Below are 13129 nucleotides of genomic sequence, written 5' to 3' on the forward strand. Positions count from 1 at the left end.
CACCACGACCAGGCGGCGACCACTGTGTGGATCCCGGCTGAAAGCATGCCGGGATGACGGGGGTGGTGGGATGACAGGGGTGGCGAGCCGATCACTGTTGCGGGATCAGGGCAACGCGCGCTGCCAGGTTTGGCCGACGAGGTCGACGCCGAAACTGTGGTGCGGGTTCGCGGCGGTGAGTTCGAAACCCGTGCGTTCGTAGATGCGGCGGGCGGAGGCGAGGACGTCGTTGGTCCACAGGACCATGCGCTGGTAGCCGGCCGCGGTGGCGAAGCGGAGGCATTCGTCCACCAGGGCGGTGCCGACGCCGAGGCCGCGGGCGGTCGGTTCGACCAGGAGCAGGCGCAGGCGGGCGGTGGTGTCGTCCTCGCGCACGCAGTAGACGCAGCCCACCGGTTCGCCCTGGTATTCGGCGATCCAGGCGCGTTCTCGTTGCGGGTCATGGGAATTCAGGAATTCGGCGACGATGTGGGCGACCAGGGCCTCGTAGTCGGCGTTCCAGCCGAACTCGGCGGCGTAGAGGGCGGCATTGCGCTGGATCACCCAGCCGTGCTCACCGGGGCGGGGCGCGCGCACGGTGACGCGGGCCGGATCCGGTTCGGGGGCGTCGAGGATCTGCTCGATGGTGCGCATGGCGCCGACGAGCCGGGTGCGGGTGTCGGGGGAGTGCGGGTCGAGCAGTTCGCCCACCTGTTCGTGGGAGCGGCGGTCGAGTTCGGCGAAGGCGTCGCGCCCCAGCTCGGTGAGGGCGACCAACTGCCGCCTGCCGTCGGTCTCGGAGCGGGTGCGCGTCACCAGGCCCTTGGTTTCGAAGCGGGTCAGGATGCGGCTGAGGTAACCCGCGTCCAGATCCAGATCGCGCCGCAGGCCCACGACTTCCGCGGCCCCGAAGTTGGCCAGTTCGAAGAGGATTCGCGCTTCGGTGAGCGTGTACTCGGTGCCGACCAGCCCGCCGCGCAGCACACCGATGACGCGGGTGTAGCGGCGGTTGAAATCGCGGACAGCCGCGATGTGGTCGATGTCGACCTCGGCGGCGGGTGCCGCGCCGGTGTCAGGGGTGGTGCTGGATGCCATGCCGGGCTCCCATCCTTCGACCGAATCCTTTGACTGAGTCAAAGGTTACCTCGCGGCGGCCGATCGCGGACCGCTTCGAAGGATTTCCCGCGTTCGGCCGGGATGACGGATCGGCAGCTCCGGTGATAACTTGAACGGCGTTCAAGCGCGCCCCGTAACGGGGGCCGGGGGCAGCGCCACCGATTCCGGGGGTCCGGGGGCGGAGCCCCTGGGAAAAAGGAGGACTCCGTGGCATTGAGCCCCGAGCAGATCAGCGCCATCGACGCGGCGCATGTGTGGCATCCCTACGGCGGGTTTCCCGCAACCACCGAGCCGCTGGTGGTGGCGTCGGCGTCGGGCACCCGGCTCACCCTGGCCGACGGGCGGGAGCTGATCGACGGGATGAGTTCGTGGTGGGCGGCCGTGCACGGATACCGGCATCCGGTGCTCGATGCGGCGCTGCTCGAGCAGTCGCAGCGGATGAGTCACGTGATGTTCGGCGGGCTCACCCACGAACCGGCCGCGCGGCTGGCGCAGCTGCTGGTGGAGCTCACGCCGGCCGGGCTGGAGAAGGTGTTCCTCTGCGACTCCGGATCGGTGTCGGTGGAGGTCGCGGTGAAGATGTGCCTGCAATACCAGCGCGCGGCGGGGCGGCCGGAGAAGCGGCGGCTGCTCACCTGGCGCGGCGGGTATCACGGCGACACGTTCACGCCCATGAGCGTGTGCGATCCCGAGGGCGGCATGCACTCGCTGTGGAACGACGTGCTGGCCGATCAGGTCTTCGTGCCCGCGCCGCCGAAAGACTATGAGCCGGAATATGTTTCGCAGCTGGAACAGGCCATGGCCGGGCATGCGGGGGAGTTGGCGGCCGTCATCGTCGAGCCCGTGGTGCAGGGGGCGGGCGGCATGCGCTTCCACGATCCGCGCTACCTGAGCGAGCTGCGCCGGCTCTGCGACGAGCATGACGTGCTACTGGTCTTCGACGAGATCGCCACCGGATTCGGGCGCACCGGAACGCTTTTCGCGGCCGAACAGGCCGGGGTGAGCCCGGATGTGATGTGTGTGGGCAAGGCGTTGACGGGTGGCTACATGACCCTGGCCGCCGCGCTGTGCACGCCGGTGATCGCCGAGACCATCAGCCGCGAGCACGGCGGGCTCATGCACGGGCCCACCTTCATGGGCAATCCGCTCGCCTGTGCCGTCGCGGTGGCCTCGATCGAACTGCTGCTCTCGCGCGACTGGCGGGGTGAAGTCGGGCGCATCGCAAGCGAACTCGCGGAGGGGCTGGCACCCGCGCGGGAACTGCCGGGCGTGACCGAGGTCCGGGTGTTCGGGGCCATCGGCGTCATCGAACTCGATCATCCGGTGGATATGCGCAAAACCACCCATGCCGCAGTCGAATCGGGCGTGTGGCTGCGGCCGTTCCGCAACCTCGTCTACTGCATGCCGCCGTTCATCAGCAGCAGTGACGATGTGCGGCGGATCGCCGCGGCCATGGTGGCGGCGGCCGCCGTGTGAGCTCGCCGTGGCGTGGACCCGGTTCCGGGAGCGCCGCGCTCAGCGGCTGGCGCGTTTGTCGCGCACCCGATCGGGGTGATTCTCGCTGTCCGACAGCACTTCCCAGACGCGGAACAGGCAGTGGTATTCGTCGGACCAGCCCTTGGCGATCAACATGAAGGTGTCGCCGTCGCGCAGCAGGGTGCGGCGGCTGATCAACTTCGGATGATCGGGAATGAATTTCGACACGAGGTCGGGCACCTTGGCCAAAGCCTGCTCGCGGGTGCCCATCACCTCGGTGAGAATTTTGGGGGACCAGGTTTTGCTGTCGCCGAAACCGGTCGTCTGCTCGACCACTATCGCCCACCGTGGCATCGCGCAGCCTCCCTTCCCTCTTCAGCATAATCCCGTCACACCAGTGCTTCCTGAACGCTGTTCAAGTATGCTGCTCGGCTGTGAGTGCTGATCCCTTGAGCTGGCTCGACGAGCGGGCCGCCGAACGCGTCGACGCCGGACTGCGCCGCCAACTGCGGGCGCGGACACCGGAATCGGCGAGCATCGACCTGGCATCCAACGACTACCTGGGGCTGGTCCGCCATCCCGAGGTCATCGCGGGTGCGGTCGAGGCGGTCACCAAGTGGGGTGCGGGGTCCACCGGCTCGCGCCTGGTCACCGGAACCACCACCGAACACGAACTCCTGGAAGCCGAACTCGCCGATTTCGTCGGCGCCGAAGCCGGGCTGGTGTTCGCTTCCGGCTATGCCGCGAATCTAGGGGCGGTGACAGCGCTCGTCGGCCGGGGCGGACTCGTGGTGTCGGACGCGGGCAGTCACGCCTCGCTCGTCGACGCCTGCCGCCTGTCGCGCGCCCGGGTGGAGGTGGCCCCGCATCAGGATGTGGCGGCCGTCGACCGCCTGCTCGGCGAGCGCACCGAGGAACGCGCCCTGGTCCTCACCGACTCGGTCTTCAGCGCCGACGGCGATCTCGCGCCGCTGGCAGAACTGCATCGAGTAACGCGGGCGCAGGGCGCGGTGCTGCTCGTCGACGAGGCGCACGGCCTCGGCGTGCGCGGCACCGGCGGCCGCGGTCTGGTCCAGGAGGCGGGCCTGGCCGGCGAACCCGACGTGGTCATCACCGCGACGCTCTCCAAAGCCTTTGCCGCCCAAGGCGGTGCGGTCCTCGCCAGCGAACGCGTCCGCGCCCACCTCATCGACGCCGCCCGCACCTTCATCTTCGACACCGGCCTGGCCCCCGCCGCCGTCGGGGCCGCCCGCGCCGCCCTCCGCCTGCTCCGCGCCGAACCCGACATGGCCGCCCGCGTCCTGGCCCGCGCCACCGACCTGGCCCGCATAGCCGGTGTCCCGCAACCGGATTCGGCGGTGGTCTCGGTGGTCCTCGGCGAAGCCCAGGTCGCCTACGACGCCGCCCAAGCCTGTCGCGCCCGCGGCCTGTCGGTCGGCTGCTTCCGCCCACCCTCGGTTCCCGAAGGCACCTCCCGCCTGCGCCTGACGGCCCGCGCCAACCTCACCGAGAACGAATTATCCACCATCGCAACGATTCTCACCGAAGTGCTGGCCGAGGCCCGTGGCGCGAACAGCAGCACACACGATGCGGCCGGCGCGCCCGGGACGCGGGAGGCGGCCGCGCGATGACCTTGCTCTTCATCACGGGTACGTCCACGGACGTCGGCAAGACGATCGTCACCGCCGCCCTCGCGGCGACGGCCCGCGCGATGGGGGCCGAGGTTGCCGTATGCAAACCCGCCCAAACCGGCATCGCCCCGGGCGAACCCGGCGATCTCGCGGTGATCGAGCGCCTCAGCGGCGTCACCCGCACTGTGGAGCTGGCCCGCTACCCCGACCCCCTCGCCCCCGACACGGCAGCCCGCCGCTGCGGCCAACCCCTCTTGACGCTCGCGGAGACCGCTGCGGCCATCGACGCGTGCGCCGACGCCGACCTCACCCTGGTCGAAGGCGCGGGCGGACTGCTCGTGCGCATGGGCGAATTCACCCTCCTCGACCTGGCCCAGAAAATGAATGCCCCGGTGCTGCTGGTCGCGGCGGCCGGACTCGGCACCCTCAACCACAGCGAACTCACCACGCGCGCCCTGCAATCCGCCGGCGTCCGCTGCGCTGGTCTTGTCATCGGCTCGTGGCCCGCACAGCCCGATCTCGCCTCCGAGTGCAACCGCACCGACCTCCCTGCCGTCACCGGCGTCGATCTGATCGGCAGTGTCCCCGCCGGTGCGGGCAGCCGGTCCCCGTCCGCCTTCGCCCAGGCCGCGACAGGATGGTTTTCGCCGGAGTGGGTGGCCGAATTCCTGCGCCCCGCATCGTGACTCCGCCCATGTGGCTGGTGGCGAGTTCGCCGAATCCGGCGGTCGTCACGACCCGGCGGACAATCGCGGCCGCTGCTGGAACGTGTGGCGCGACTCGGCGGATTCACCCTGGCGGTGGGCACGGTCTGCGGTGGGGTGACATTTTCTCGCATGGCGTATCGGTCGTGCGGGTGAAAAGCGGGCGGGGGCGTGCCACTCTAGTGGCATGAGCGAGCTTGCCGCTGTGGCGCATGTGCTGCGGCGCACGACTTTCGGGCCGTTTCCGGGGATGACGGAGGCGTTCGCGGGGCGGGAGATCGGGGGTGTCATCGATGCCGTGGTGGGGGCCGCGGCATTGGTGCCGGAGACGCCGGTCTTCGACGGGGATTACGGGGATCGGGCGGATGGGCCGGTGGCGCGGTGGCTGACGCTCATGCGCGATCCCAAGGCGGGGTTGCACGAGAAGATGGTGTGGTTCTGGCACGGGCATTTCGCCACCAGTTATTCGAAGGTGGACACCTGGGATCTGATGTGGCAGCAGCATCTGGTGCTGCGGCGGTACGCGCTGGGGAACTTCCGGGAATTCGCGCACGCCATGGTGATCGACGGGGCCATGCTGCAGTGGCTGGACGGGGCGGGTTCGGTCGCGGAGGCGCCCAATGAGAATCACGCGCGCGAGCTCATGGAGTTGTTCACCGTCGGGCGGGGGATCTACTCGCAGGAGGATGTGAAGCAGGCGGCGGTCGCCATGTCCGGCTGGGATGTGAGCGAGGACGGGGTGGTGCAGTTCTCCAAGGATGACGGGAATCAGCGTGCGGTGCAGTATCTCGGGAAGCCGGTGACCACCGCGCACGATGTGGTGGACGTGGTGTGCGATCGGCCCGAGTGCGCGCGTTTCATCGCCGCCAAGTTGCACCGATATCTGGTGGGGGACAAGCCTTCCGAGGAGCGGCTCACCGAATTGGCGGGCGTCTTCACGGCCGCGAAGCTGGAGATCAAGCCATTGGTGGAGGCGATCCTGCGGCATCCGAGCTTCGAGGCGTCCGTGCACGCCCGGCCCCGGTATCCGGTCGAATGGGTCACGGCCGCCATGGGTGTGGTCGGGGTCGACGATCCCATCGCCGCCTTCTACGCCATGACCGATCTCGGGCAGTCGCCGTTCTATCCGCCCAATGTGGCCGGGTGGCCGCCGGGTGGTGGCTGGCTCGACGCGGGTGCGGCGCTGGCGCGCGCCGGGCTGGTCGTGCACGCGCCCGCCATTCCGGAACTCGCCGCTGCCACCGATCCCGTGGCCGCCGCCTTCAAGCGCGCCGGGATCTACGCGCCGACCGCCGCCACCGAAACCGCCGCCCGCGACCTGGCTTTCGCGCTGCGCCACGAACCGTCGGTGGCGGCGACCGCGGTGCTCACCCTGATACTCACCGCCCCCGAGTTCACACTCGCCTGACGCCCCGAGGACAACCGAGATGGTCACTGTGAATCGACGCACCGCGTTGCGGGCCGGGCTGGGCGCGAGCGCGGTCGCCGTGGTCGCGGGCGTGGTGGCGCACGACCTGAGCAACGAGGAGGTGCCGCAACCCGGCCCGACGCCGCCGGCCCTGCGCGCCGCCGCCCCGGACAAACGCAAACTGCTCGTGATCGAAATGGCCGGTGGCAGTGACGGTTTGTCCATGACCGTGCCCTACACCGACTCCCGCTACCGGGATCTGCGGCCTGCCACCGCCATTGCCGCCAAGGACGTACACCCCATCGACGGCGCCCTCGGCTTCCACCCGAATCTCGCGCAGCTGGCGGCGGGCGGCGCGTCGGTGATTCCGGGCGTCGGCATCGCCAAACCCGATATGTCGCACTTCGAAATGCTGCACCGCTGGCAGACCGGTGACCCCGACGGCGGCGCCCGCACCACCACCGGCTTCCTGGGCCGCCTGTGCGACCAGCTCGGCGACGCCACCACGCCCGCCGTCGGCGTCGCGCTGGGCCTGGGTTCGGGTCAGGCGCTGGCCTGCGAACGCGTCACCACCCTGTCCGTGGATCCCGCGACGGACGGCCTGTTCCCGCTGTTCGAGGACGAGAACATTCGCGCCGCCTGGCTGGCCGCCCAGCGCGCCATGGCGCACCCGGACCGCGCCGACGCCCCGCTGTACGCCGCCTCCCGCGCGGGAAGCGCTGCGGCCCTGCGCTTCTCGGATGTGGCCGCCACCCTCTCGCCCGCCGCCGACGGCTACCCCACCAGTGACCTCGGCGTCCAATTGCGCTTGGCCGCACGCCTTCTCGCCGACGAGAACCACGGCCTGCGAGTCGTGCACGTCCCCATGGGCGCCGACTTCGACACCCACGACAAACACCCCACCCGCTATGTCGAACTCATGAAGGATCTCGACGCCTGCCTGGCCGCCTTCCGCGCCGACCTGGCCGCCCGCGGCATCGCCGACCGCGTACTCATCGCCGCCTACAGCGAATTCGGCCGCCGCGTCCCGGAGAACAACTCCGACGGCCTCGACCACGGTTCGGCCGGCACCGCACTGCTGCTCGGCCCCACCCATCCCGGCGTCTTCGGCGAACTGCCTTCGCTGCGTGATCTCGACGCCGACGACAATCTGCGCGCCACCGTCAATATGACCGAGTACTACGCCACCATCGCCGAGGAGTGGTTCGGCATTCCCGCGAGCGAGGTGCTGCTCGGCGCGCCACGCCCCATTTCGGGCATCGTCGCGGTATGACCGCCGTGCCGGTTCGCCCGGCGTAGTCTGGCGCACGTGACCACAACCCACGTCGAGTGGTTCGTGAGCACGTCCCGCCCGAATGTCTTTCGCGCCCTGCTGGATGCGCGCTCGGTGCGCACCTGGATGGTCCCCGACGGTATGACCAGCCGCATCCACGAGTTCGACCCCCGGGTGGGCGGACGCTTCCGAATCTCGCTCACATACGACCTGCCGGACCAGACCGGCAAGACCACCGCGCACACCGACACCTTCCACGGGCATTTCGTGCGCGTCGTCCCCGACACCGAGGTGGCGCAGGTCGTCGAATTCGAAACCGACGACCCGAATCTGCAGGGCGAGATGGCGATCACCTACTCGCTGTCGGATGCCCCCGGTGGCTGCCGGGTCGTCGCCCGCCACGAGAACCTGCCGCCCGGACTCTCCCCGGAAGACAACGAGACCGGCTTCCGCATGTCGCTGGCCAAACTCGCCGGGCTCGCGGAGAAGGCGGCCGCGCAGTCGGAGATGCGTCACAGCGGCGACTGAATTCACGCGGGCCGGGTAATTCACCGGGTACGTCCAGAACTCAGACGCTCTGCCGACCGCGGCCGCGCGTGCCCGTCCCGGAGCGGCACCCGGCCGGGCGCGGGAGGCGGACGGGAGGTGGGTCAGCCTGTGCTGCCGGAATATCCGAACCCCTCGGCCGTGTCCGAATACGACGACCGGCGGCGCGTGGCGCGACTGCGCGAGACCCGGGCCGGGCACGGCTGGGTGCGCGGGCGGAGAACCCGGTTGCTGCTGTTGCGCGGCAGCGTGATTCCGCTGGTGCTGCTGGTGCTGTTCGCGGTGTACCTGGGCGCTGATGTCGCGCCGGAGCGGGAGCGGCTGGCGCGCACCGAACCGGCGGTGGTGCCCGTCGCGGGGCCGTCGGATGCGCGGGCCGGTGATACCGCCGTCTTCGATCTGGTCGGGCTGGGGGTGCTCGATGCCACCGATACCGCGCGGGCGCTGCCCTCGCTCGCGCGGCTCGGGTCGGTGTGGGCGGTGCGCTACGACAATTCGGGTATCGACACCAAGGTGATCGCGGACCTCATCGTGAAGGTGACCGAGGCGGCCAAGGCCCCCAATGTGGTTCTGGCCGGGCACAGTATGGGCGGGGTGATCGCACTGGAGATCGCCGAGCACCTGCACGTGGAGAGCACGCGCAGGGTGGTCGGGGTGATCCTGGATTGCACACCGGTGGATCTGCACGCGGTGCGCGCCGAGAGCCGCGATCAAGGCGAGGAGTTACTGCGCTGGACCGGCTGGGTGCCGGGTGCGCGGGAGAGCCGGCTGCTGCGGCTGGCCGCGGAAACCTATGCGCGGCACGAGCGTTTCGTCGGCGGGCCGCACGGGGTGCGCTGGGATCGATTCCGGCAAGCCCTGAAAGAGGTGCTGCGGGACAAGATCCTGAACACCGACGCCGCCAGCAACGGTCTGATCGAGGCGCAGTTCAAGGCGATCGTCGCCGGTGGCGCGGTGGACGATCTGCGCACCCTGGCCAAACCGGTGAACGGGAAGCCGCGCCCCGCAATAGTTTTCATCCGACCCAGGGAGGCGACCCAGGATCCGATCGTGGATGTCGAGTACTCCCATCGCGCCCTGATCGAGCGGGTGGGCGGCGTGGACGGAACCCTGCTGGTGGTCACCACCCGGCACACCCGCCACGCCAACCCGATTCAGGAACCGCGCGAATACAACACGGTCATCGAACAGCAGATCGTGCCGTTCATCCGCCTGGTGCAACGGGATTCGGCCGCTCCGACCGCGACCGCCGGGCGCTGACGCGGACTGTCGCAGCAGCGCTCAGCGAACGGCATCGTCGAAGGCGGGACGGATGCCCGAGGCCGGCACCAGATTCCACTTCTCCAGCTGCACTCGAACCTGTTCCGCCGCATCGATATTGAGCGGCCCGCTGGTCCACAGCGCATACGGCAGGTTCAGGAACCGCCCCTCGGTCACGGCCCGCAGATTCGCGATCCCGGGCTTGCCGCGCAGCAGGTCGACCTTCTGCTGGAAGGTCTGCGGCGGATAGTCGACGAACACGATGGCATCCGGGTCGGCCGCCGCGAGCCGCTCCCACGACACCGCCGTCCAGGTGTCGTCCACATCCTCGAGTGCGTTGCGCGCTCCCGCCGCATCCAGAATCGCCTGTGGCGCACCGAATTTACCGCTGGAGAAAATGGTGTCCGAGCCGCTGTCGAACAGGAAGATCGTGGGTTTGCGCACCGGCTGCGGCGCGAGGCGCAGTGCGGTGACCCGATGGCCGATATCGTCGTTCACTGCCGCCGCCCGGTCGCCGCGCCCGGTAATGGCCCCCAGATCGGTGAGATCGGTCCGCAAGGCCGTCCAGGCATCGGTGATCCCTCGCTCCCCATCGGCCTGCCGGCAACTCTCGGTCAGCACATAGGGCGCGACTCCCGCCGCCCGCAGCGAATCCGGCGTCAGATTGGCGGCCTCGCTGTACCCGTAATTCCACCCCGCCACCATCACGTCCGGCCGCTGCGCCAGCACCGTCTCCCGCGAAGGATATTCCGGCGAAACAGAATTCAGCTCATCCACCACATCCCCGTAATGCCTGCGCAGCGTCTCCGCATCCCGCTTCACACTCGACACCGCCGCCACCTGATCCTGCGCCCCCAGCGCGAGCACCATGGAGATCAGATTCCCGTCATTGACGAACATCCGCTGCGCCGGCGACGGAAACTTCTGCTCCACACCACAATTGGCGATGGTCAGATCGCCCTTGGCGGCCTCGGTCGTGCCGCAGGCCGCCAAGGTGGTAACCGCGACCGCGGCGGCGAGGATCCGGGGTAGATGTCGCAAGTGCTTGCCTTTCATGTCAGAGCAGCGCTGATGAGCAGATGGGGAATGCCGGTGTCCGGATGCGGAACCCGCGCGGCGTGCACGCCGAACACCTCGGTGACGACTTCGGTCCGCAGGGCGATGCCGGGCGGCTCCAGCGGATTCGCCCGCCCGTCGTGCAGGACGAGCACCCGATCGCAGTAGCGGTCGGCCAGCGCCAGATCGTGCAGGTTCATGACGACCGTGCGATCGAGATCCCGTGCCAGCGTCAGCAATTCGAGCTGATGAGTAATGTCGAGATGATTGGTGGGCTCATCCAGGAGTAGCAGCGGCGTCTCCTGTACCAGCGCCCGTGCCAGCAGCACGCGCTGCCGTTCGCCGCCGGAGAGCCGATTCACCGGTCGTCCCGCGAACCCCGCCAGATCCACTGCGGCCAGCGCCGCTTCGACGGCCGCCCGCTCCTGCGCTCCGCCCGCGCCCCACGGCGGCAGGTACGGTGTCCGCCCCAGCGCCACGACCTCCCCAGCCAGCAGATCTGCCGGTGGCTGCTCGTCCTGCGTCACCAACGCGAGCGCCCGAGCGCGACGCCGAGCCGAAAGTCCGTGCACCGCCTGCCCGTTCACCAGAACCGCACCGGCCACCGGCCGAATCAACCCCGCGATCGTCCGCATGAGCGTGGTCTTCCCGCTCCCGTTCGGTCCGACGATCCCGATCGTCTCCCCGTGCCGCACAGTGAAATTCACTCCGCTGAGCACCGTTCGACGCCCGGCGGCGCAAACGAGTTCCCGCGCTTCGAGCGCTGCGTCCCGGCCGCTCATGCTGCTCCGAAGCGGTAGCGACGGCGGCCCATGAGGAGCAGGAAGGCGGGGGCGCCGATGAGGCCGGTGAGGACGCCTACCGGGATTTCGGTGGGGCGGACCAGGATTCGGGTGGCCGCGTCGGCGACGACCAGGAACAGAGCGCCGCACAGCGCGCAGGCCGGGAGGAGGCTGCGATGGCGCGGGCCGACCAGCAGCCGGGCGGCGTGGGGGACCACCAGGCCGACGAAGCCGATGCCGCCGGAGACGGCCACCAGCACGCCGACGAGTACCGCCAGCAGGATGAAGAGGGCGATTCGCAGCTCGCGCACCGGGATTCCGAGGGAGGCAGCGGTGTCCGCGCCGAGGCTGAGGGCGTCGAGCCAGCTTGCCGCCGCGAACAGGGCCACGGCGCTGAGCGCTACCACGGTGGCGGGCAGGGCGATTCGGGTCCAGTCCGCGCCCGCGAGGCTGCCGAGCAGCCAGAACAGGACGGACTGGGCGGCTGCGGGGTCGGTGCTGCGGAAGATCATGTAGCTGCTCAGGGCGGCGAACATGGAGCCGAGGACCGTGCCGGTGAGGACCAGGCGCAGCGGGGTCAGGCCGCCCTGGGCTACGGCGATGAGGAAGACCGCCGCCGCTGCCGCGAGGGCGCCGGTCAACGCTCCGGCCGAAAGGGCCCACAGCCCAGCGGAAGCGAAGGCGCCGGAGGTGATGACCGCTGCCGCGCCGACGCCCGCGCCGGAGGAGACGCCCAGCAGGTACGGGTCTGCGAGGGGGTTGCGGACCAGGGTCTGCATGGCGGCTCCGGCGACCGCGAGGCCCGCACCGACGATGGCCGCGAGCAGGGTGCGCGGGACGCGCAGCTGCCAGATGATGGTGTCGAGGCCGAGATTCTCGGGCGCGAGCCCGGTGGCGCGGCGGTACAGCACGTCCACGACCTGGTGCACCGGCACGGTTTCCGCGCCGAAGCCGGTGGCCGCCACCATGGCGGCAACCAGCAGTAGCCCGAGTACGGGCAGGGCGATCGATGTCCGGGTACGGCTCATCGATGGAGCTCCTTGGGCAAGTCGCGGCCTCTCCAGAGATCTTGCGCGGCAGGGGAGGTCTGACTCTCGGCTTCGACAAGCCGATCACAGTGGCGCGACCGTTCCGGATTCACACCGGATTCCCGCACCTGCCGAATTGACCTGCCGGACTCTACCGGTCGGTCTGTGCGGCAACACCAGGCCCTACCTTATTGAAAATGATCGTCAATAAGGTAGCAGTAGGTTGCCGTGTGATTGCGGGCTGGTCGCGCTCAGCGAATGCGCGATCCCAGCAGGTGCCGTACGCCGGACACGAACAGCTGCAACCCGAAGTCGAAGCGATCGCTCGTGTTCACGGTGTCGTAGAGCGGCGAATCCGCTTCCGCCAGTGCGCCCGCCGAATCCATCTGGATGCGCGACTGCTCGTCCACGGTCTGGCCGAGCACGTAGTACAGCAGGGTGAAGGCCGCCGAATCGGCTTCCTCCCTGGTCATTCCGGCCCGAATGGCCGCACTGGCCAGCCGCTCCCGGCCTTTCGAGGTGGTGAGCCGGGAAGCGTAAGTGGCGGAGACCAATTCGGCCCCGTCGCGGTAGGCGAGCAGGCATGAGCGCAGCCGATGCGCCAATTCGGTGATCTGCTTGGACCATTCGGTGGCGTCGATCGGATCCTCCATGGGCGCGAGAATGCGGTCGGCCACGGCGCCCAGCAGCGCCTGCTTGTTCGGGAAGTGCCAGTACAGTGCGCCCGGCTGCACGTGCAGGGAGGTGGCGAGGCGGCGCATGGTCAGGTCGGCGAGGCCGTACTGGTCGAGAATGGCGATGGCTCCGTCGACCACGTCCGTGCGGTGCAGTTGCACTTGAAAACCCGACCCTTCGTGTTCCGGCTCACTT

The 13129-nt window shown here is 69.4% G+C and carries 13 protein-coding genes and 1 riboswitch; of the genes, 7 read left to right on the top strand and 6 right to left on the bottom strand.

The window, feature by feature from the left end:
* Positions 1–105 precede the first annotated feature (105 nt).
* Positions 106–1074 (bottom strand): bifunctional helix-turn-helix transcriptional regulator/GNAT family N-acetyltransferase, encoded by a 969-nt coding sequence (locus H0264_RS16850; protein ID WP_181584839.1) that lies wholly within the window; start codon positions 1072–1074, stop codon positions 106–108.
* A gap of 228 nt (positions 1075–1302) precedes the next feature.
* On the opposite strand from H0264_RS16850, the gene H0264_RS16855 reads away from it, so the two are divergent.
* A complete protein-coding gene (locus H0264_RS16855) occupies positions 1303–2571 on the top strand; it encodes an adenosylmethionine--8-amino-7-oxononanoate transaminase (protein WP_181584840.1) in 1269 nt (422 codons plus the stop codon).
* Between the two features lie 39 nt (positions 2572–2610).
* On the opposite strand, the gene H0264_RS16860 is transcribed toward H0264_RS16855, so the two are convergent.
* Positions 2611–2925: a hypothetical protein gene (locus tag H0264_RS16860; RefSeq protein WP_181584841.1), complete on the bottom strand. Its 315-nt coding sequence runs from the start codon at positions 2923–2925 to the stop codon at positions 2611–2613.
* Positions 2926–3005: 80 nt separating this feature from the next.
* Here H0264_RS16860 and H0264_RS16865 point away from each other — a divergent pair, with 80 nt between their 5' ends.
* The 6 genes from H0264_RS16865 to H0264_RS16890 all read left to right on the top strand — a co-directional run bounded on the left by H0264_RS16865 (position 3006) and on the right by H0264_RS16890 (position 9393).
* Positions 3006–4202, top strand: coding sequence for an 8-amino-7-oxononanoate synthase (locus tag H0264_RS16865; protein ID WP_181584842.1), 1197 nt, complete (start codon positions 3006–3008; stop codon positions 4200–4202).
* The gene (gene bioD, locus H0264_RS16870) at positions 4199–4888 is read left to right on the top strand and encodes a dethiobiotin synthase (protein WP_181584843.1); all 690 of its coding nucleotides are present in this window, start codon (positions 4199–4201) and stop codon (positions 4886–4888) included. The genes H0264_RS16865 and bioD overlap by 4 nt, the downstream gene beginning before the upstream one ends.
* A gap of 205 nt (positions 4889–5093) precedes the next feature.
* Positions 5094–6314 carry a DUF1800 domain-containing protein gene (locus tag H0264_RS16875; protein ID WP_181584844.1) on the top strand — a complete coding sequence of 407 codons (1221 nt, stop codon included), beginning with the start codon at positions 5094–5096 and terminating at the stop codon, positions 6312–6314.
* Between the two features lie 19 nt (positions 6315–6333).
* Positions 6334–7587 carry a DUF1501 domain-containing protein gene (locus tag H0264_RS16880; protein ID WP_181584845.1) on the top strand — a complete coding sequence of 418 codons (1254 nt, stop codon included), beginning with the start codon at positions 6334–6336 and terminating at the stop codon, positions 7585–7587.
* A gap of 36 nt (positions 7588–7623) precedes the next feature.
* The gene (locus H0264_RS16885; protein ID WP_181584846.1) at positions 7624–8115 is read left to right on the top strand and encodes an SRPBCC domain-containing protein; all 492 of its coding nucleotides are present in this window, start codon (positions 7624–7626) and stop codon (positions 8113–8115) included.
* A 117-nt stretch (positions 8116–8232) separates the two neighbouring features.
* Positions 8233–9393, top strand: coding sequence for an alpha/beta fold hydrolase (locus tag H0264_RS16890; RefSeq protein ID WP_231086531.1), 1161 nt, complete (start codon positions 8233–8235; stop codon positions 9391–9393).
* Positions 9394–9414: 21 nt separating this feature from the next.
* Here H0264_RS16890 and H0264_RS16895 read toward each other — a convergent pair whose 3' ends face one another.
* The 4 genes from H0264_RS16895 to H0264_RS16910 all read right to left on the bottom strand — a co-directional run bounded on the left by H0264_RS16895 (position 9415) and on the right by H0264_RS16910 (position 13095).
* Complete coding sequence (locus tag H0264_RS16895) at positions 9415–10449, bottom strand: ABC transporter substrate-binding protein (protein ID WP_181584847.1); 1035 nt, start codon at positions 10447–10449, stop codon at positions 9415–9417.
* Complete coding sequence (locus H0264_RS16900; protein WP_244976211.1) at positions 10446–11156, bottom strand: ABC transporter ATP-binding protein; 711 nt, start codon at positions 11154–11156, stop codon at positions 10446–10448. The genes H0264_RS16895 and H0264_RS16900 overlap by 4 nt, the downstream gene beginning before the upstream one ends.
* A gap of 71 nt (positions 11157–11227) precedes the next feature.
* Positions 11228–12259 carry a FecCD family ABC transporter permease gene (locus tag H0264_RS16905; protein ID WP_181584849.1) on the bottom strand — a complete coding sequence of 344 codons (1032 nt, stop codon included), beginning with the start codon at positions 12257–12259 and terminating at the stop codon, positions 11228–11230.
* A gap of 34 nt (positions 12260–12293) precedes the next feature.
* Positions 12294–12419: riboswitch (cobalamin riboswitch) on the bottom strand.
* Positions 12420–12510: 91 nt separating this feature from the next.
* Positions 12511–13095, bottom strand: a complete 585-nt coding sequence (locus H0264_RS16910) for a TetR/AcrR family transcriptional regulator C-terminal domain-containing protein (protein ID WP_181584850.1) — start codon at positions 13093–13095, stop codon at positions 12511–12513.
* Positions 13096–13129 lie beyond the last annotated feature (34 nt).

It is taken from the genome of Nocardia huaxiensis, from assembly GCF_013744875.1.
GTDB lineage: Bacteria > Actinomycetota > Actinomycetes > Mycobacteriales > Mycobacteriaceae > Nocardia > Nocardia huaxiensis.

What these genes read in the sequence shown, in the direction of transcription:
- H0264_RS16850 (WP_181584839.1), bottom strand. Translation starts at nt 1,074, where the DNA reads ATGGCATCCAGCACCACCCCTGACACCGGCGCGGCACCCGCCGCCGAG.
- H0264_RS16860 (WP_181584841.1), bottom strand. Translation starts at nt 2,925, where the DNA reads ATGCCACGGTGGGCGATAGTGGTCGAGCAGACGACCGGTTTCGGCGAC.
- bioD (WP_181584843.1), top strand. Translation starts at nt 4,199, where the DNA reads ATGACCTTGCTCTTCATCACGGGTACGTCCACGGACGTCGGCAAGACG.
- H0264_RS16875 (WP_181584844.1), top strand. Translation starts at nt 5,094, where the DNA reads ATGAGCGAGCTTGCCGCTGTGGCGCATGTGCTGCGGCGCACGACTTTC.
- H0264_RS16880 (WP_181584845.1), top strand. Translation starts at nt 6,334, where the DNA reads ATGGTCACTGTGAATCGACGCACCGCGTTGCGGGCCGGGCTGGGCGCG.
- H0264_RS16895 (WP_181584847.1), bottom strand. Translation starts at nt 10,449, where the DNA reads ATGAAAGGCAAGCACTTGCGACATCTACCCCGGATCCTCGCCGCCGCG.
- H0264_RS16905 (WP_181584849.1), bottom strand. Translation starts at nt 12,259, where the DNA reads ATGAGCCGTACCCGGACATCGATCGCCCTGCCCGTACTCGGGCTACTG.